General features: G+C 41.0%; 13 protein-coding genes and 2 pseudogenes. 6 read left to right on the top strand and 9 right to left on the bottom strand.

Annotation, left to right across the window (positions count from 1 at the left end; genetic code table 11):
* The first annotated feature begins 158 nt into the window (after window positions 1-158).
* Window positions 159-1,343, top strand: coding sequence for an MFS transporter (locus QZ995_RS03375; protein ID WP_301802992.1), 1,185 nt, complete (start codon window positions 159-161; stop codon window positions 1,341-1,343).
* Between the two features lie 362 nt (window positions 1,344-1,705).
* On the opposite strand, the gene QZ995_RS03370 is transcribed toward QZ995_RS03375, so the two are convergent.
* The 4 genes from QZ995_RS03370 to QZ995_RS03355 form a co-directional block, all read right to left on the bottom strand.
* Window positions 1,706-2,332: a fumarylacetoacetate hydrolase family protein gene (locus tag QZ995_RS03370; RefSeq protein WP_301802989.1), complete on the bottom strand. Its 627-nt coding sequence runs from the start codon at window positions 2,330-2,332 to the stop codon at window positions 1,706-1,708.
* Between the two features lie 417 nt (window positions 2,333-2,749).
* On the bottom strand, window positions 2,750-3,280 hold the full coding sequence (locus QZ995_RS03365; RefSeq protein WP_301802986.1) for an NAD(P)H-dependent oxidoreductase: 531 nt from the start codon (window positions 3,278-3,280) through the stop codon (window positions 2,750-2,752).
* A gap of 58 nt (window positions 3,281-3,338) precedes the next feature.
* Entirely contained in the window at window positions 3,339-4,088 is a 750-nt protein-coding gene (gene nfsA, locus QZ995_RS03360) for an oxygen-insensitive NADPH nitroreductase (protein WP_301802983.1), read from the bottom strand.
* 145 nt (window positions 4,089-4,233) lie between these two features.
* Entirely contained in the window at window positions 4,234-5,457 is a 1,224-nt protein-coding gene (locus tag QZ995_RS03355) for an RtcB family protein (protein WP_301802979.1), read from the bottom strand.
* 213 nt (window positions 5,458-5,670) lie between these two features.
* Here QZ995_RS03355 and QZ995_RS03350 point away from each other — a divergent pair, with 213 nt between their 5' ends.
* Window positions 5,671-6,231: a GNAT family N-acetyltransferase gene (locus tag QZ995_RS03350; RefSeq protein WP_301802977.1), complete on the top strand. Its 561-nt coding sequence runs from the start codon at window positions 5,671-5,673 to the stop codon at window positions 6,229-6,231.
* A gap of 155 nt (window positions 6,232-6,386) precedes the next feature.
* Here the strand turns inward: QZ995_RS03350 and QZ995_RS03345 are convergent.
* Window positions 6,387-7,717: pseudogene (locus tag QZ995_RS03345) on the bottom strand (PLP-dependent aminotransferase family protein).
* A 121-nt stretch (window positions 7,718-7,838) separates the two neighbouring features.
* Between QZ995_RS03345 and QZ995_RS03340 the strand changes: the two are divergent.
* The 4 genes and pseudogenes from QZ995_RS03340 to QZ995_RS03325 all read left to right on the top strand — a co-directional run bounded on the left by QZ995_RS03340 (window position 7,839) and on the right by QZ995_RS03325 (window position 12,222).
* A pseudogene (locus QZ995_RS03340) lies at window positions 7,839-8,773 on the top strand (DMT family transporter).
* Between the two features lie 247 nt (window positions 8,774-9,020).
* A complete protein-coding gene (locus tag QZ995_RS03335) occupies window positions 9,021-10,193 on the top strand; it encodes a VanZ family protein (RefSeq protein ID WP_301802975.1) in 1,173 nt (390 codons plus the stop codon).
* Between the two features lie 220 nt (window positions 10,194-10,413).
* Window positions 10,414-11,202: a hypothetical protein gene (locus tag QZ995_RS03330; RefSeq protein WP_301802973.1), complete on the top strand. Its 789-nt coding sequence runs from the start codon at window positions 10,414-10,416 to the stop codon at window positions 11,200-11,202.
* A 42-nt stretch (window positions 11,203-11,244) separates the two neighbouring features.
* The gene (locus QZ995_RS03325; protein ID WP_301802970.1) at window positions 11,245-12,222 is read left to right on the top strand and encodes a hypothetical protein; all 978 of its coding nucleotides are present in this window, start codon (window positions 11,245-11,247) and stop codon (window positions 12,220-12,222) included.
* A 159-nt stretch (window positions 12,223-12,381) separates the two neighbouring features.
* On the opposite strand, the gene QZ995_RS03320 is transcribed toward QZ995_RS03325, so the two are convergent.
* The 4 genes from QZ995_RS03320 to QZ995_RS03305 all read right to left on the bottom strand — a co-directional run bounded on the left by QZ995_RS03320 (window position 12,382) and on the right by QZ995_RS03305 (window position 16,357).
* The gene (locus QZ995_RS03320; protein WP_301802968.1) at window positions 12,382-12,633 is read right to left on the bottom strand and encodes a hypothetical protein; all 252 of its coding nucleotides are present in this window, start codon (window positions 12,631-12,633) and stop codon (window positions 12,382-12,384) included.
* 139 nt (window positions 12,634-12,772) lie between these two features.
* The gene (locus QZ995_RS03315) at window positions 12,773-13,138 is read right to left on the bottom strand and encodes a VOC family protein (RefSeq protein WP_301802966.1); all 366 of its coding nucleotides are present in this window, start codon (window positions 13,136-13,138) and stop codon (window positions 12,773-12,775) included.
* 151 nt (window positions 13,139-13,289) lie between these two features.
* Entirely contained in the window at window positions 13,290-14,942 is a 1,653-nt protein-coding gene (locus QZ995_RS03310) for an aromatic amino acid ammonia-lyase (protein ID WP_301802962.1), read from the bottom strand.
* A 35-nt stretch (window positions 14,943-14,977) separates the two neighbouring features.
* Window positions 14,978-16,357 carry a condensation domain-containing protein gene (locus tag QZ995_RS03305; RefSeq protein WP_301802960.1) on the bottom strand — a complete coding sequence of 460 codons (1,380 nt, stop codon included), beginning with the start codon at window positions 16,355-16,357 and terminating at the stop codon, window positions 14,978-14,980.
* Window position 16,358: the final 1 nt, after the last annotated feature.

Genomic DNA, 16,358 nt, shown 5'->3' with positions numbered 1-16,358 from the left:
CCCTTTCAAAAATATAAACTATACGTTTAGTATACTTAACATGCACAAAAAATAAAATAATTCGTTTACAAAACTGAACGTTCAGTATATTATTGGTTTAATTTAAAAACTAAACGTTTAGTATTTCATTAAAAAATCTTGATAAGGAGTAAAATACTATGTCTAATTCGAAAAATATTGATAAGAGTATTTCAGCAGGGCTAACCATACTTCTTGCAACAGCATGTGGTGTCATTGTAGCTAATCTTTACTATGCACAGCCTTTGATTGGGTTAATTAGCACTGCAATTGGGCTTTCTACTAGTAGTGCTGGCTTGATTGTAACGTTAACCCAGATTGGATATGTTGTCGGCTTACTATTTCTTGTCCCTTTAGGAGATATTGTTGAAAACCGAAAGCTGGTGGTTGCAACGTTACTTCTAAGTGCAGGAGCCCTGGCGGCCACAGTATTTGTGAAACACGGAGTCCTTTTCTTAGTGGCATCATTTTTCATCGGGTTGGGATCGGTCGCAGCACAAGTGCTTGTGCCTTTTGCATCCTACCTTGCATCGGAAGCTACACGCGGCCGCGTTGTTGGCAATGTCATGAGTGGTCTGTTACTTGGTATCATGCTTTCACGTCCGATATCAAGCCTAGTAGCTGATATCTGGGGATGGAGTGCAATATTCGCCTTGTCTGCCGCAGTAATTGTTGTCCTCGCGATCATATTATCAAAAGTACTCCCTACAAGAATGCCAACGGAAAACACAAACTATTCCGCCTTACTCGGTTCCATGTGGCAACTGCTGCGAACTTCCCCGACCTTACGCCGTCGTGCGATCTACCATGCATGTGTTTTCGGGACTTTCAGTTTATTCTGGACGACAGTTCCCTTATTATTATCTAGCTCTGCTTTTCAGTTTTCTCAGAAAGCTATAGCAATATATGCACTTGTCGGGGTGGCGGGTGCGATAGCTGCACCAGTAGGTGGTCGTCTGGCTGATCGAGGCTGGACTCGACTTGCTACAGGGATAGCTCTCGTTGTTGTCTTCGTTTCTTTATTACTGCCACTCATAATCCAAAGCAGCTCGCCCGTCGGAATAGCTGTTCTAGTAGTCGCAGCTATTCTGTTGGACATGGGAGTTTCCGCAAACCTTGTGCTCAGTCAACGATCAATTTTCTCGTTGGGTCCAGAAATTCGTAGTCGCTTAAACGGGTTATTCATGGCTATATTCTTTTTAGGTGGTGCTATTGGGTCCTCTGTCGGAGGATGGGCATACTCCTTAGGCGGATGGAGTGCAGCATTATGGATTGGAATAGCTTTTCCGGTCATAGCATTGCTTTATTTTGCAACAGAGAAATAGTTCTTTGATCACACTTTAGCAGTCAGGATTCGCCTAACTGCAAGAAATGCTTACTATTTCCATTTGCTGGGAGGAGAGAAAGTAAACAGTCCATGTTTATAAAACTTTAGCCACAACAAGAAGCATAGCTGGGCTACTATTAAGATAAATGTGATAAGTCACACCATTTTGGAATATTGTCCCTATGTCTTTAACCTTTCTCTCTACAAAAAATTCCCGTTTCACTGTTAAAAAGTGAAACGGGAACTCATCATTAACAATCAAAATTTATAAAAAAACGTAACTACCTACAAAAAATCAAAATTACGGCATTCTTTTTACATGCCCTTCTACATTCATGATTTACCCGACTCTTTTATCCATCAGCCCAGTTTAATCACGCAACTGCCTAACACCTTATCTCCAAAAACTAGCTCCAGATGGTCGCCATCTGCAATTGCACCTACGCCTGCCGGTGTGCCTGTAAATAGGACATCTCCTTTTCCTAGACCAAAATGCTCACCTGTAAAATCAACCAAGGACTGAATGTCAAAGATCATGTCTGTGATATTGCCCCGTTGCACTTCCTGACCATTTTTCAACAGGCTAAAATCCACCTTTTCTAGCTCAGCAATGCTGCTAATTGGTGTACTTGCAGTAAGAATAGCGGAGTTACGGAAGCCTTTCGCCAACAGCCAAGGAAGCTTCTTCTCTTTTAATTGGTCCTGTAAATCTCGCATGGTAAAATCAATGCCTAGTGAAACACGATCGATTAACTCGTCAGCTTTCATTCCCTTTTGATAAGCTTGATTTATATGTACGACCAGCTCCACTTCGTAGTGAATGGCCCCCTGATCATTTGGCAACAGGATATCTTGACCATCCGCAACCGCCTGAGCATGGGTTGGCTTCATAAAAAGAAATGGAGATGTCGGCACCTGATTACCTAGTTCTGCTGCATGCAAACGATAGTTACGACCTACACAAAAGATGTTTTGCACTTGTTCCATGTCTTCTACCTCTTTTCTGCTAGCTAAGGAATGAGTCTAGTAACAACGATCCATTGATCGACTTCCTTGCGTAATAGATGTCATTGCGCTCTTATTTTAACACTGAACACAGAGATTTTGTGCATGCTTCTGAAAATTCCGGGAACGACTAACTGCTCACTATGTTGAAATTGGTAAGGATAACTCATATTCGTCCTACTCCACTTTTATCCTATCTTGATTGAGGGAAGTATTACGACCTGCACAAATTTAAGTCGGACACCTTGCACATGAAAGGATTTTCCCATCAATTCCTTCCAGCTTGGCCCTACGGGTCAGCTTCCCTTCTTCCATTTCCATAGATCATAACAGTTCAAGTAAGAGGCATGAAAAAATCCAAGACCCCTGCGCAATAGGATGTCTTGGATCTCGCAAGCTTTACACCTGACGCTCTGCTGCAATATATTGGACATACTTTTCTGCACTCTTTCGAACAGTATGCTCATCTGCTTGAGATACACCATGGAAAATATACGCAGGCAAAAATGTCGTACCGATTAAATTACTTGTGGCTTGGAAAGGCTTCAATAATTCGCTCATGGAATACTGATTAATGCCGCCAGCACGATATTTGTCCTCCGAGCTTCCCGTGGTTATCGCTAGGATTAATTCTTTGTTGTGTAATTTGTTGCCATTCGTACCGTACGCCCAGCCATGTGTGAGAACGGTATCCTGCCACTTTTTAAGTAACGACGGCGAGCTGTACCAATAGAACGGGAACTGAAAAACAATTCGGTCATGCTGCTCACATAGCCTTTGTTCTGCTTCTACATTTATATGTTCATCAGGATATTCCTTATACAGTTCATGTACGGTAATCGCTGCATGCTTCTTTGCTTCCTCTATCCAAGCGCAATTAACAACCGATTCCTCTATATTCGGATGAGCAGCAATAACTAACACCTTCATGAGATTACCTCCGATTTAACTGAGAGCACGCTTCCTGACTACGTGCTGTCCTATTATCCTACTTTTTGTTCAATCCTTGCTTCTCTACAAATTCCTTCATATACATACGGGCAGGTTTTGCTAGCAGATTAGCCATCTGTTCTGTCCATGTATCTGAGCGTTCGCCTTGTGTACGTTCCTGATAGTAGCTGGAAATCGTCGCGTTATATTCCTGTAATTGCTGTTGATAGCTCTGTTTATCCTGATTATATTTCTCCTGATGGTACACATGCCCAATCGGCAAACGCGGCTTTTGGCTCGACTCCTGTAATGGATAGCCTACTGTCATAGCAAAGAGTGGCATAACGTGAGTAGGGATGTCTAAAAGCTCTGTGACGGCCTGCAATTGATTGCGCAAACCACCAATATAGCATATGCCAAGTCCCATCGATTCTGCTGCAAGAGCCGCATTCTGCGCTGCAAGGGTCGCATCGATCACCGCTACCATGAATTTTTCTGTGCTTTCAATGGCTGTAGACAGGTCTTTACCTTCCATCTCGGCAATCACCTGATGACGGTGTAAATCGGCGCAAAACACGAATAGATGCCCATTGGTTTCTACATACGGTTGATTACCGCATAACTCTGCCAACTTACGTTTTGTCTCTTTATCTGTAATTCCGATGATGGAATAGGCTTGTATGTAACTGGAGGTAGAAGCCGCTTGGGCACATTTGACAATGGTAGTAATTTGTTCTTCTGATAATGGACGATCCTCGTACTGTCGAATAGAGCGATGGTTCAGCATGGTTTCAATGATGTTATTCATAGATATCTCCTCCCTTTTCCTTCTCTTGTATAACAAGGAACGAAAAAACTGTCCCCCCTCTATTAAATATCCAAATGAAAGGATAAGCAAACGCTGAAGGAGAAGAAAGTGTAAAAAGAAAAGTCAGTCTTTTCTTGTCGTAATGTTAATCCTTATACGGGTCAAACTCATCCGCCCCCGCCATGCATACCCCTACAGGCTTTAACACATGTAAAACATCCAGAGTTTCGGCGTGAGCTTGCAGGACATCCTGTAGCTTTTTATAAACAAAAGGACTTTCATCGGGGCCTGCACCTCGAAGCTCTACCCCAAAATCCTGCACCGCTTTTTTCATCTGCTCTTCGGTAATTTTTCCTCCGCTCCGCTTGCGAGTTTTCCAATTAAGCCGACCGGCGGCCTCTGTTCGGCTCATAATTCTACCTGCACCATGCACCGTACTGTAAAAAGCTTCTTTATTTTCCTTCGAATCCTTTCCTTGAACAATGACGGAAATATCCCCCATACTACCGCCAATAAATCCAAGCTGGCCCGGTGCGGAAGGAGTTGCCCCTTTGCGCACGACAACATACTCCTTCTGATCATGTATTTCCTTCCATGCAAAATTATGATGATTGTGCACCTCAAACGTACTAGAGGCTCCTAAAATTTTTAATACCTGATCAATCACATAATCCCGTCCTGCATAAGCGTACTTACCGGCTAAGCACATCGCTCGCAGATACATATCACCAATTTCCGTATCTAAATCTAGCAGAGTCGGTGCTTGATCCATGCTTTCTCCTGGTGCCTTGTCAGAAAAGCCACGGCCGTGAGCCAAATTAAGAAACCCACTTGCAGTCTTATGACCAAACCCACGACTGCCGAAGTGATTCGCAATCCATACAGCGTCCGTAGCTTCTTCCACAAAAATATCGACAAAATGATTACCGCTGCCTACCGTCCCTAATTGGCTGTGCGCCAATGAATAAAGGGATTGGTATTCTTTTTTGCCAATTTGCTTATACACGTGCCAGTTATCATCATCAAACAGCTCGTGATCTACTTTTTCATTATTAACGCGGCCCATTCCAAAAGAGATGCGCTTGGCAATTTTGTTCATAATAGCAGGCATTTTTTGCTTAATATCCCGATACAGTAAATTAGTACGAACCGCCTTGTTTCCGCAAGCTATATCATAGCCTACTCCAGATGGAGAGATTTGTCCTTCGTAGACGACAACTCCCCCAACCGACTGGGAGTACCCTTTATGATGATCTGCCATCAATAGAACCTGCACAACATTTCCATGCTGAGCGCAAGTTACAGCTTGGGAGACAGCATTATCCAGCGGCGTTCCCCAGACACGCACGTTTTGAATCGTTTGGTACATGTTTCACTCTCCTAGTTGCTTATTCTTTTCTAAATACTCCGATTTTATCCTTTGCCAGTGGTCTTATATCATAAATTGTAGCAAACTTGCCTCAATCTTTGCATCTTTTATCCAATTGGATTGTATATTTTTCCCCTTATGCTAAAATAATTCCAACTATCTGATTATTTCGCAATAAACCAATAAACGAAGATCAAGAGAGGAACAGGTATAATGAATCCGGAACAAATTTTTCCAAAGCTTGAAACAGAGAGACTCATTCTTCGTCAATTGCAGCCCTCTGATGCACCTGCCATATTCCATTATTTCTCAAAAGATGAAGTAATGAAATATTATGACTTAGAAACGTTCTCAGAACTAGAACAAGCAGAAAACCTCATTTCTTTATTTAACGAACGTTATTTAACAAAGCAAGGGATTCGTTGGGGCATTACACAAAAAGCGGACGATGTAGTGATTGGAACCTGCGGATATCATAATGTGCTCACGGAACATGCCAAAGCAGAGATTGGTTACGAGCTGTCTCCTGCGTTTTGGCAGCAGGGAATCATGACTGAAGCGATTCAAGCAATTATTGATTTTGGATTTTCTCAATGGAATTTGAACCGGATTGAGGCCTTTATTAATCCGGAGAATGAGGGATCCAGAAGACTTTTAACCAAAATAGGACTTCGAGAGGAAGGCTTTCTGAAGGAATATTTTTTCGAAAAGGGCTGTTTTGTAGACGCTGTTATTTTTGCCATTTTGCGAAGAGAGTTTAATCAGAAAAGATAAAAATGAGAGACCTTTATCCAAAAAGATAGAAGGTCTCCTTTTCTTTTCTGATGTGTTGTTGGTGCTTTTATCCTTCCTGAGAATTTGATAGCTGTGGCGAACCAGCAGCCTTTAGCTACCTGTATCCTCAAAACAGTGGTTCTATTAATCTTGCTTTATAAGTGCAAAACCTCCGCAACCTCCCCTAGTGCCTTCGCAATCCGAGCTTCCTCTACATAGGAAACATTGATTCGCCATAATAGATCTTTTTCGGAGTACTTCATGTAGTAACGGTCTACAGTGTCTATAATAATTCCGCGTTTGAGCAGATTTGTTTTTACCTTGGTTTCCGATATTCGCTCTCTTGTCTTAATATACGAGTGCACACCACCATTTAACGGAGCTTCCACTACATTATGACTTTTTTGCCATTCGCGAAACATCTTGTTTACCTGCTCCATTCGTCTGGCATAGGTAAGGCGAATTTTTTGCCGATGCCGATCAAACATCCCACTTTTGACATAAATTTCGAGTGCGGCCTGGGACAGCATGGAGCTATCAATATCCAGCAGTTTTTTATAAGCATAAAAGGCCTCCTGCAATGGCTCAGGAATAACTGCTGCGCCCACCCGTAGACCAGGGAACAGGATTTTAGAATAGCTTTTTAGGTAAATCACATGCGATTTGGCATAAGTATGAATCGGATCTGACTTCGTGTTATGTTCGAGATCTGCTAGGTAGTCGTCCTCAATGATATACACATCATATTTTTGTGCTAAGTAAGCAATTTGCTTTTTTTCCTTCTGCGAATACGATGTGCCTAATGGGTTATGAAAACGCGGCATCGTATAGAAAAATTTGATCGGTTCCTGTTGAAAAAGCCTCTCTAGCTCTTGAAAATCAATACCTGATGCAGTTCGTTTAATGGTAAGCGCGGGAATCTTATGTAGCTCCAAAAGCTGAATCAGCAAATGGTATGTAGGCTGTTCGACCAATACGATTTGCTTTTGATTGGGAAAGCTCATCAAGCCCAAAATAGCGAGTGCCTGTTGAACTCCAGAGGTGATGCATAGGTGTTGTATGTCTGTAAAAACCTGATACGACTGCAGCTGCTTTTGCAATAGTCGCAACAAGGTAGGCAATCCTTGTGACGTTCCATACCTAAAAAGATCGTCTTGGTAAGTATCTACCGCTTTATTAATACAATGCTGAAAATCAAGATAAGGGAACACGCTCGGATCAGGTGCAGCAGATGAAAAATCCACGAATGATGTAGAGTCTGCTAATGAAGCAGGCTCCTTTCGTCCCACCACATAATACCCACTCTGCGGAACGGAATAAATAAGGTGTCTTCGTTGTAAATCGGTAAAGCTTCGGATTATTGTACTTTTGCTACATTGATAGATCTCAGACAGTTGTCGAATAGATGGCAATCTTTGACCTGGCTTTATTTCCCCCCAAGAATACGTTCCTCCAGATCAGCAACAATCTCTATATATTTTCGCAAAAAGGGCACCTTCCTTAGCTATTTGTACCGGTACAGTTTCGTTTTCTTTACATTGTGACGATTTTTCTCCTTCGATATAGTGTAGATATCGGCCGAGAATTATTTTCAGGAGATGATTGTCATGCAAAACAAGTCAGTAGTCAATGCCTATTCAGCAACTATTTTATACAGCATCATTATCGGTTTTTCATTTCTTTTTGTAAAATTGGCCTTACAGGTTTCTACCCCGTTAGATGTGGTTGCTCATCGCTTTACAATCTCGTTCGTCGTTATGTTAATTCCAGTGCTATGCGGTTTGATCCCTGTTAGAATCAAATGGACTGATTTAAAAAGAATGATACCACTCGCCTTATTTTATCCAGCGATTTTCTTTGTGCTTCAGGTGTTCGGATTACAGCACACCACCTCCTCAGAGGCGGGAATTATCCAAGCAACCGTTCCTATTTTTACGTTATTGATCGCATCCTTATTTATTCAAGAGCGAACTAGCGGTTGGCAAAAAGCTTCCCTTTTTCTATCGGTTGCAGGGGTCATTTATATTTTTGTCATGAAAGGAAGCTCCTCTATTCACTTTTCGGGGGTTGGAACCTTGCTTATCGTGCTTTCATGTCTTTCGTTTGCAGCATATAGCGTACTCGCACGTTCCTTAACAAAAATCTGGAGTCCCTTAGAGTTAACCTTTATCATGATGTCATTAGGTTTCGTTTGCTTTAACATCCTTTCCCTGAACCAGCACCTTGGTAATGGCACCATTTCAACTTTTTTTGCACCTTGGGGCGATATGCGCTTTGTGTCAGCCATGATGTATCTGAGTATTCTGTCTTCTGTAGGCACTGCCTTTTTATCCAATTAGTTCTATCTAAAATCGAGGCTACTAAGATGAGCGTATTTAACAACCTTTCAACACTGATCTCTATGCTAGCCGGGGTCATTTTTCTACAAGAGGAATTGGGATATTACCATTACGTAGGAGCAGCGATGATCATAGTCGGGGTGATTGGTACCTCCTTTCTAGGACAAAAGAAACAACAAACACAAAGCATCCCAAAATCCTAAACATGAATAATGTTATAGCGTGATCGATAGGTACTAGCCTTGAGTCTTTCCAAGATTTCAAGGCTTTTTTAGGTAAGATAGCATTTCGTTTATGTTGATTTCGAAGTTTATGTACGGAAGGCTGTCTAACACTTTTTTCTCCGGAGTTGTAAAGTACACGATTCAAATATTGTTTTTTTTGTTAAAATGAGAGCTGGGAGTGCCTGTCTGCAAACTTCCTCTATTCCATCATCTAAGGAGTGTCAAAATGGGAGCCTATCTCGTACCAATTCAAACTGCATTATTCATCTTTCTCCTTGTAGCCTTCGTCTTGACTGTTCCTTATATGATCTTCAGCTATAGACGCTATGGCTACATCAATAAGTATCGTGTCCTTTTCCTGTCTTCCTTTTTGTTTTACGCGCTATGTGCCTATTTTCTAGTGATTCTGCCTTTGCCGGACATTATCGATACTTGTTCTATCCAATCACCGGGAACCGTTTACTACAATTTACAGCCATTTTCCTTTGTACAGGACTTTCTCAAGGAGACAAATCTTGTCTGGTCCAAACCAGCTACCTATCTGTCGGCCTTACGAGAACGTGCCTTTTTGCAAGCAGCCTTTAACTTTCTATTATTGTTGCCATTAGGTGTTTATGTACGGTATTTCTTTAAGAAAGGTTGGAAGTTTGCATTAGGTGTAGGCTTTGCAACGTCACTTTTTTTTGAAATAACACAGCTAACTGCCCTTTATGGCTTTTATACTTGTCCATATCGTCTATTTGATATTGATGATTTGATGCTAAATACGTCCGGGGCGGTAGCTGGATTTTTCATAGCGCCATTTTTACTGATCATGTTCCCTCCTAAGGATCAATTAGATCAAGGAATTAACTTAGACGAGAAGCCTGTTGGTTACATACATCGTTTGTTAGCCTTCATGATTGATTCTCTGATTGTAGAAAAGCTAACGTCTGTGTTTACAGATTTGTTTGTTAGAAATACGCCTTCTACGAACTGGGGTGTTACGACATTTCAGTATCCGATCATTACTTTTACCTGCTTCATTCTTTACTTTGCAGGAATGACCTATTTATGCAAAGGGCAAACCGTCGGACTATGGCTATTGCGTCTTCGAGTTGTATCCACCGCCCATCAGGGGCTAACAATAAAAGAGATCGCCAAGCGGAACATTTCCTTCTATATCGGGAATATTGGAATTACCTCCATAGGATATTTTATTCTTAATGGATTGCCAACCACCCCATCTTACTATCCGCTGCTCTTCATCATAATTTTTGGAGTAATTCTCTTGTATCAGTCCGTGTTAGTGCTTCATTTCGTACTGATCATCCTACGAAGAAAACGACAATTTTACTATGAAACCATTAGTCAAACAAGAATTGTACGTAAAATAAAAGAACTCAAAACAACTGATTAAAGACGAGCTGGCTCAGTTAAAAAGCTTGGAGTTTCATTCTCCAGGCTTTTTTATTTGCATCGTAAATGACTAGAGTATTCCTTACAAAAAAGAAGGCAGATGTCCTGAAAAGACGATATCGCCAATAAATAACGGTAAAATTTATTGAATTTTTCTGAATCTTAAAATAATATATAAGAAATTTGATTTATATCACAATTTTTAGGAGGATTGTTATTCTATGAAAAAAATGTCACTTGCAGTAATCGGTCTTGTTAGCTTATTAAGCACGTCTAGCGTTTTTGCATGGGATAGTACCGCTACATCAACTGCCTCTAAGGACAAGCTTACAGTAGAGGCCCTGCCTGAAAAGATGCCTGGTAAAACCGTTCTTGAATTCACAAATGGTACATTTACGGTGAAGGAAGAGGGCACATCTTCGCAGGTAAAAACCCTTTCTGCCAGTGAAGAATATTCACCTGAAATAGTAGAAAAAATGCAGCACTCAGAAATTGTAACCGATGAGGAGCTAGCCCAATTGCCTGTACACCCAGAAATCGCATGTAACGAGATTGTACCTCAAGAGGGAATGCTTGCCTACTATAATGTGGAGGGTGATCTGTATAAGGTAACCCTAGACGGAGTAAATGTGTTGGCAGCTTGGGCCAAGGGACCAGCATCCCCAGGTACATATGGCCCGTGGGGTGCCCACAAAAACAAGATTATTGCGACTGCTACCAATGTTGAAGGTACAGGACGTGTCACCAACTTCACTGATGCGATCGGGGATCATGATAATCGATTAAAAAAATATGATGCCGCTACCAAAGGGGTATACGATAACCCAAAGAGCAATACTTCTATTCGTGTTCGCAATTTTAATAATGATCGCATTGTCTATGTATATAAAAATGATATAGGTGCCCTGCCAGATGCAGTCCTGGATGTTTGGCAGCCTACTCTTGCGGATTTTGGTGAAAAAGTCTCAGACTATACTAGTTTCCCTGGTCGCTATTATTATGTAAAATAAGTAATATCGAAATTCACCACATTATTCAGGAGATTCTAATCAATGAAAAAACAACTCCTCTTTTTCTTCATGATACTTACTATCTTACTTGTTTCTTGTAGCTCTACCAAATCACCTTATCTCTCCATCACGATAACAGCAGGCGAAGGTGATCAGCTTCTGTCCACTGCCTATGAATATGACCTGTCTACTAAAAAATTATTGATGCGTGGACAAGTCCCTTATACATCGCAGTATCCTTTAACTGCCGTGGATGTCAAACGACAGGTGATTTATTATACCGGACGCGATCAATCTGGATTAGCCGATCAGTTACAGGTGTATGATTTGACATCAAAGCAATCTCAGACGCTTACAACTGATTTATTCGCGATCAATGAATTGTTTACTATTGACAAACAAGTAATTTTGGCGGCTTCCTCCAAGAAGGCAACAGACAATCATATCATGCCACTCGCTTCCTATGATTTGGATCATAAGCAATTCCGATTCTGGTGGGACCCTAACAAGGAGGACACCACCGTTAAATTTGCAAAACCCATCCCTGGAACCAATCGGTTATATGCTGGGCTATACTCATTTGGGGAAAGTTTCACCAATCTTGAAAAAGCAAATCAGCAACAGCTAAAGGACGGAGCAAAGCCCCCTCTCTACACAGTATTCGAGTTTGATGATAAGGGAAATAAAATCAAGAAATGGTTTGAGACAAAAGAGGAGTTACCTTTCTTTGCACTATCTTCTGATCAAAAACAAGCCTTTTATAGCAGTGCTACTACCACCTTTACTCCCAGAAGCTATCAGTTCCTTGAGCTTGCTACGTCTTCCAAAACTCCTTTTACACCATTTGAACAGATTTCTGATGCGTTTTTTGAACCTGGAGATCAGGGCTTGCTGCTGCTTGGTACCTATCAAAAAAAACGTGGCGTTTATCGGTATGATCTCCAAAGCAAGGAAGTTACATTGCTAATAGCTGAGCCTCCTAAAGCATTTATAAACAATTTCACTATAATGGAAAAATAGCTCAAAGGAACACGCAGACGAAAATCATATTGCCGTCTGCCTTTCTTATGCAGCATAGTCGAGAGAATTGGGCCAAACGACTTCATCTGGTAAAAGCTAATACCTTATCGATAAGAATGCCCGCAACTCCTCTTAGTAGCGGGCATTCTTTATACTTTCTTACATCTGTGCATCCATCATTCTTCGTAGATGTAAGATTACGTTTTCCTCCATAAACTCTACATCGTCATACGCAATATAGTCACCTTGTTTTACGATTCTTTTCAGACGGATGTGCGGACCGATTAAACCAATCGGCAATGCATTCATACGCTGTTTATCCGTTGCTGTCACGATCCGGCCAAATGCCGTGAATCTACCAATACAATCCAATGCGTCAGCAGGCAGCAAATCTTTTTCAGCTATCTTCACGGTTTCAGCTACAGACCCTCATTACATTTATTCTAGTTTATTACAATTGCAATTTAAAAATGTTTACTTGTCAAAGGATTTTTAATAAAGAAAAAACGAACCCGCTTTTTCCTTGGGTTCATTTTCATTCAAGCATTACTTATTTTGGCTGTTTTAAACCGAATTGATTGCCATCCTCGTCTCTGAAAAAGGTAAAGATGCCAAATTCCATTTCATTCGGTTTGTCAACGTCTACGCCTTTTGCTTGCAGATCTTCATACAATTTATAAATATCGTCACATTCAAACACGATGGATGGCTTTAATTCTGCCCAGTTTTTCATCATTGCTTTTGGATAAAGAACGAGACGTGTCTGGGCATTTTCTGGCCCTACTTCCAGCCATGTCGCTTTCGGCCCCATAGGAAAGTTCGCATATACAATAAATCCTACTTTCTCCGTCCAGAAAGCTAATGCTTTTTGTTGGTCTTCTACGTATACACCTACCGTTGAAATATGCTTAATCATAGTTATTCACCTAATTTCTATTTGTTAAAAAGTATAATACCCTTGTATCATATGAGAAATTCGATTTCTTTTGCAAGTCCTGCTAATAATAAAAGACTTCCCAAACTCGCTGGGAAGTCTTACAAATCTATCAGCAAACTACCTGCTTCAGCTAGTGATCAACATTTTGATCCTGAATTTCTTTCTTTAGATTTCCAGAGCGGATAAGCTGGACCACTTTCTCAATGTCTCCATCCAATGCCCTATCACGTTCAACAAAGGGGACTTGCATTCGGATCATGTTATAAATCCTTGTGGTTTTGGGAGACATTTTTTTACTATCTCGCAAATCTAATGCCTGACAAAGCGCGATGAGATGAATTGCCGCTACATGTTGGGTCAATTCAACAATGGTACGTGCATCTCGTGAGGAAATTGTGCCCATACTCACCTTATCCTGATTATGAGCTTCTGTAGAACGGGAAAACACACTTACCGGACCACTCATCTTTAAAGCCTCCGCCGTTAGGGCGGAGCTTGCAATTTGCATACCCTTAAAGCCATGATGCAAGCCGATTTCATAATTGTCACTGTTAAAACGCGGTATTAAATTGGGGGTCAAATTCTTATTGAATTTTTCGTCGACCACCAGTTGCAATTGTCGATCTAGTAAATCTGCAATATTTGCAACCGCTACTTTAAGCGAATCCATAGCTTGTACAACATGACCGCCATAAAAATTTCCCCCATTGTAAACCTCGCGTGTTTCAACATCGAAAATAGGATTATCGTTCGTTGAATTAATTTCCACCTCTACCCACTTTTTCACCCAATCCAATGTGTCATACAGCACGCCAGTAACATGGGGAGCGCAACGAATCGAATAGCGGTCCTGAATGCTTTGTGTTAATTCAAGATAGGCCTTTGAATCCAATTTTTCATTATTTCCTAGAATCTGCGAATATTCTTTAGATAATTGAGAACCTTCTAGCAAGCTATATATATTTTTCGCACTTGTCATTTGTCCAGGGTGCGGTTTTTGTTCATGAATGATTGAATAAAAGTGTCCCCGGTTTCCAATCAATGCTTCTGAAGCCATCGCCGTACAAATATCGGCTATAAATGCGATTTCTTCTGCATCCGAGTAAGCGAGGCAAGCAAAGGCAGACATAAAAGAGGTCCCATTTACTAAAGCAAGTCCTTCCTTGGCTTCCAAAGTCAAAGGCTCGAGTCCCTCGGCTTCAAGTGCTTCTGCTACCTCACACTCCCCCCCTTTATAAAGCACTTTGCCTTCCCCAACTAGTATAGAGGCAAGATAGCTTAACGGAACTAAATCACCACTCGCTCCAACTGATCCGCGTTCAGGAATAATTGGAGTAATTCCCCGTTCCATATATGCTATTAATTGCTGAATGACCTCCAATCGTACCGCTGAATTGCCTTTCACCAAACAATTCGTACGTATGAACATGGTTGCTCTTGCCACAATCTCATCTGCTACTGGACCAACCCCACACGATAGAAATCTAATTAAATTTCGTTGCAGATCCCATGCTTTCTCACCAGAAATTTGTCTGTGCACACTGTCTCCGAAGCCGGTCGTAACCCCATAAATGGGATACTGCTGATTCATAATCTCATGTTTTAGCTCGTTGCACTCTTCAATTCTCTTCTTGGCTTCTTCTGAAATGTGAAAAGTAAATGCTTCAGAGGTACCTTTTGCCATATGGGTCACATCTGCTATGGTCAGATCATTTCCATTTACTATAAATGTATGCTTGCCAGGCAGCATCAGCTTTTGTTCGAAAAGGGCTGCTTGAGTCATTTTCAACCTATCCTCTCTGTATCTGGGTTCCTTTTCTATTTCTCAATCGCTTGAAGGTATGAGCACAAGTCGGAAATTTTCACCTGATCATCTTCCATGGCAGATGTGATGAATGTTATGAAAATACGACTTAGCTTCTCTATTGTTTTTTTGTCAAAAATATCAGCATTATATTCAAAGATAGGTAAAATGCCTTTCTTACGATCTTCTTCCACATACAGGGCAAGATCAAACTTTGAGATTTTCTTTTCTGTATAGTAGTGGCTCATTTGTAAGCCGTGTAAATTGATCTCATGTGTGGAATCCCCAAAATGAAACGTTGTGTTTTGTCTAGGCCATTTTTGAATAGAGAAGCAGGTTTGAAACAAAGGAGTTAGACCGGTTTTTATATCCTGCTCTTCCATCATAAGCGTCATGGGAAAATCCTGATAATCCAGACATTGTTTAATTTGTTCATCAACATAATGCACCAGCTCAGCATACGTGGCATTTTCCGGCATTTTCAATCGCAATGGAATTAGATTGACAAAAACACCACACGTATTATAATAGCTTGTCGATCCACGTCCATACCTAGGTGTTCCAATTATGATTTCTTCTTGCTGTGAATAACCATGTAAAAAAGCGAAATATAAGGAAAGCAGAACTCGATCAAGGGTCGTCTCTTTTTGTTGACAATAAGCAAAAACTTTATCGCTTACTGTTTTCTCAAGACGAAACGATACGGTCCCTCCGGTATACGTACGCACCTCCGGAAAATCTCGATCTGCTGGAAGCTTCAGGACAGGAAGCCCTCCTGACAGCTTTTCTTTCCAAAATAAACGCTGTCTTTCTCCTTCTGGACTTTCTAACATTGCGTTTTGGGCTGAAACAAAGTCTGAAAATTGTTTTCTGATCGGAGTAAGCTCAAATTCATTTCCTTCCAATAAATTCTTGTATAATAATCCAAAATCATCGATTGTAAGAGAAGCAGACCATCCATCTACTGCAACATGATGCCACACTAGAAGCAAGATAAAATCATCCTCTGAAAAGCGGAACAACCGAATGCGAAAAGGAGGATTTTCTTCCAATTGAAAGGGACGGTAGGTTTCCTCACTTAAAACCTGTGTTACGAGCTCTTGTGGCCAACCGCTAGCATCCACCACTTCAAAATCCAGAATCGCTTCCTCGTACACTTTATGCACCGGCTCATCCTCCATGAGAAAATTGGTACGGTACATCTCATGTCGCTTGATCACCTGTAAGAAGGCTTCCTTCATTACATCTATATTAATCTTGGAATGTATACGATAAAGGATTTTTTCATTGTTTCCATAGGAATCGGGAAGCTGGGCATAGTGTTGATAAAAGACACTCTGGATTTTCGATAACGGATACGTTTTAATCACCGTTTTTTTAACCAATGTAACCATC

The sequence above is a fragment of the Brevibacillus laterosporus genome, from assembly GCF_030489605.1.
In the GTDB taxonomy this organism is placed as follows: domain Bacteria; phylum Bacillota; class Bacilli; order Brevibacillales; family Brevibacillaceae; genus Brevibacillus_B; species Brevibacillus_B laterosporus_E.
The sequence above is the reverse complement of the archived record's forward strand: the minus strand, read 5'-3'. Positions and strand labels throughout refer to the sequence as shown.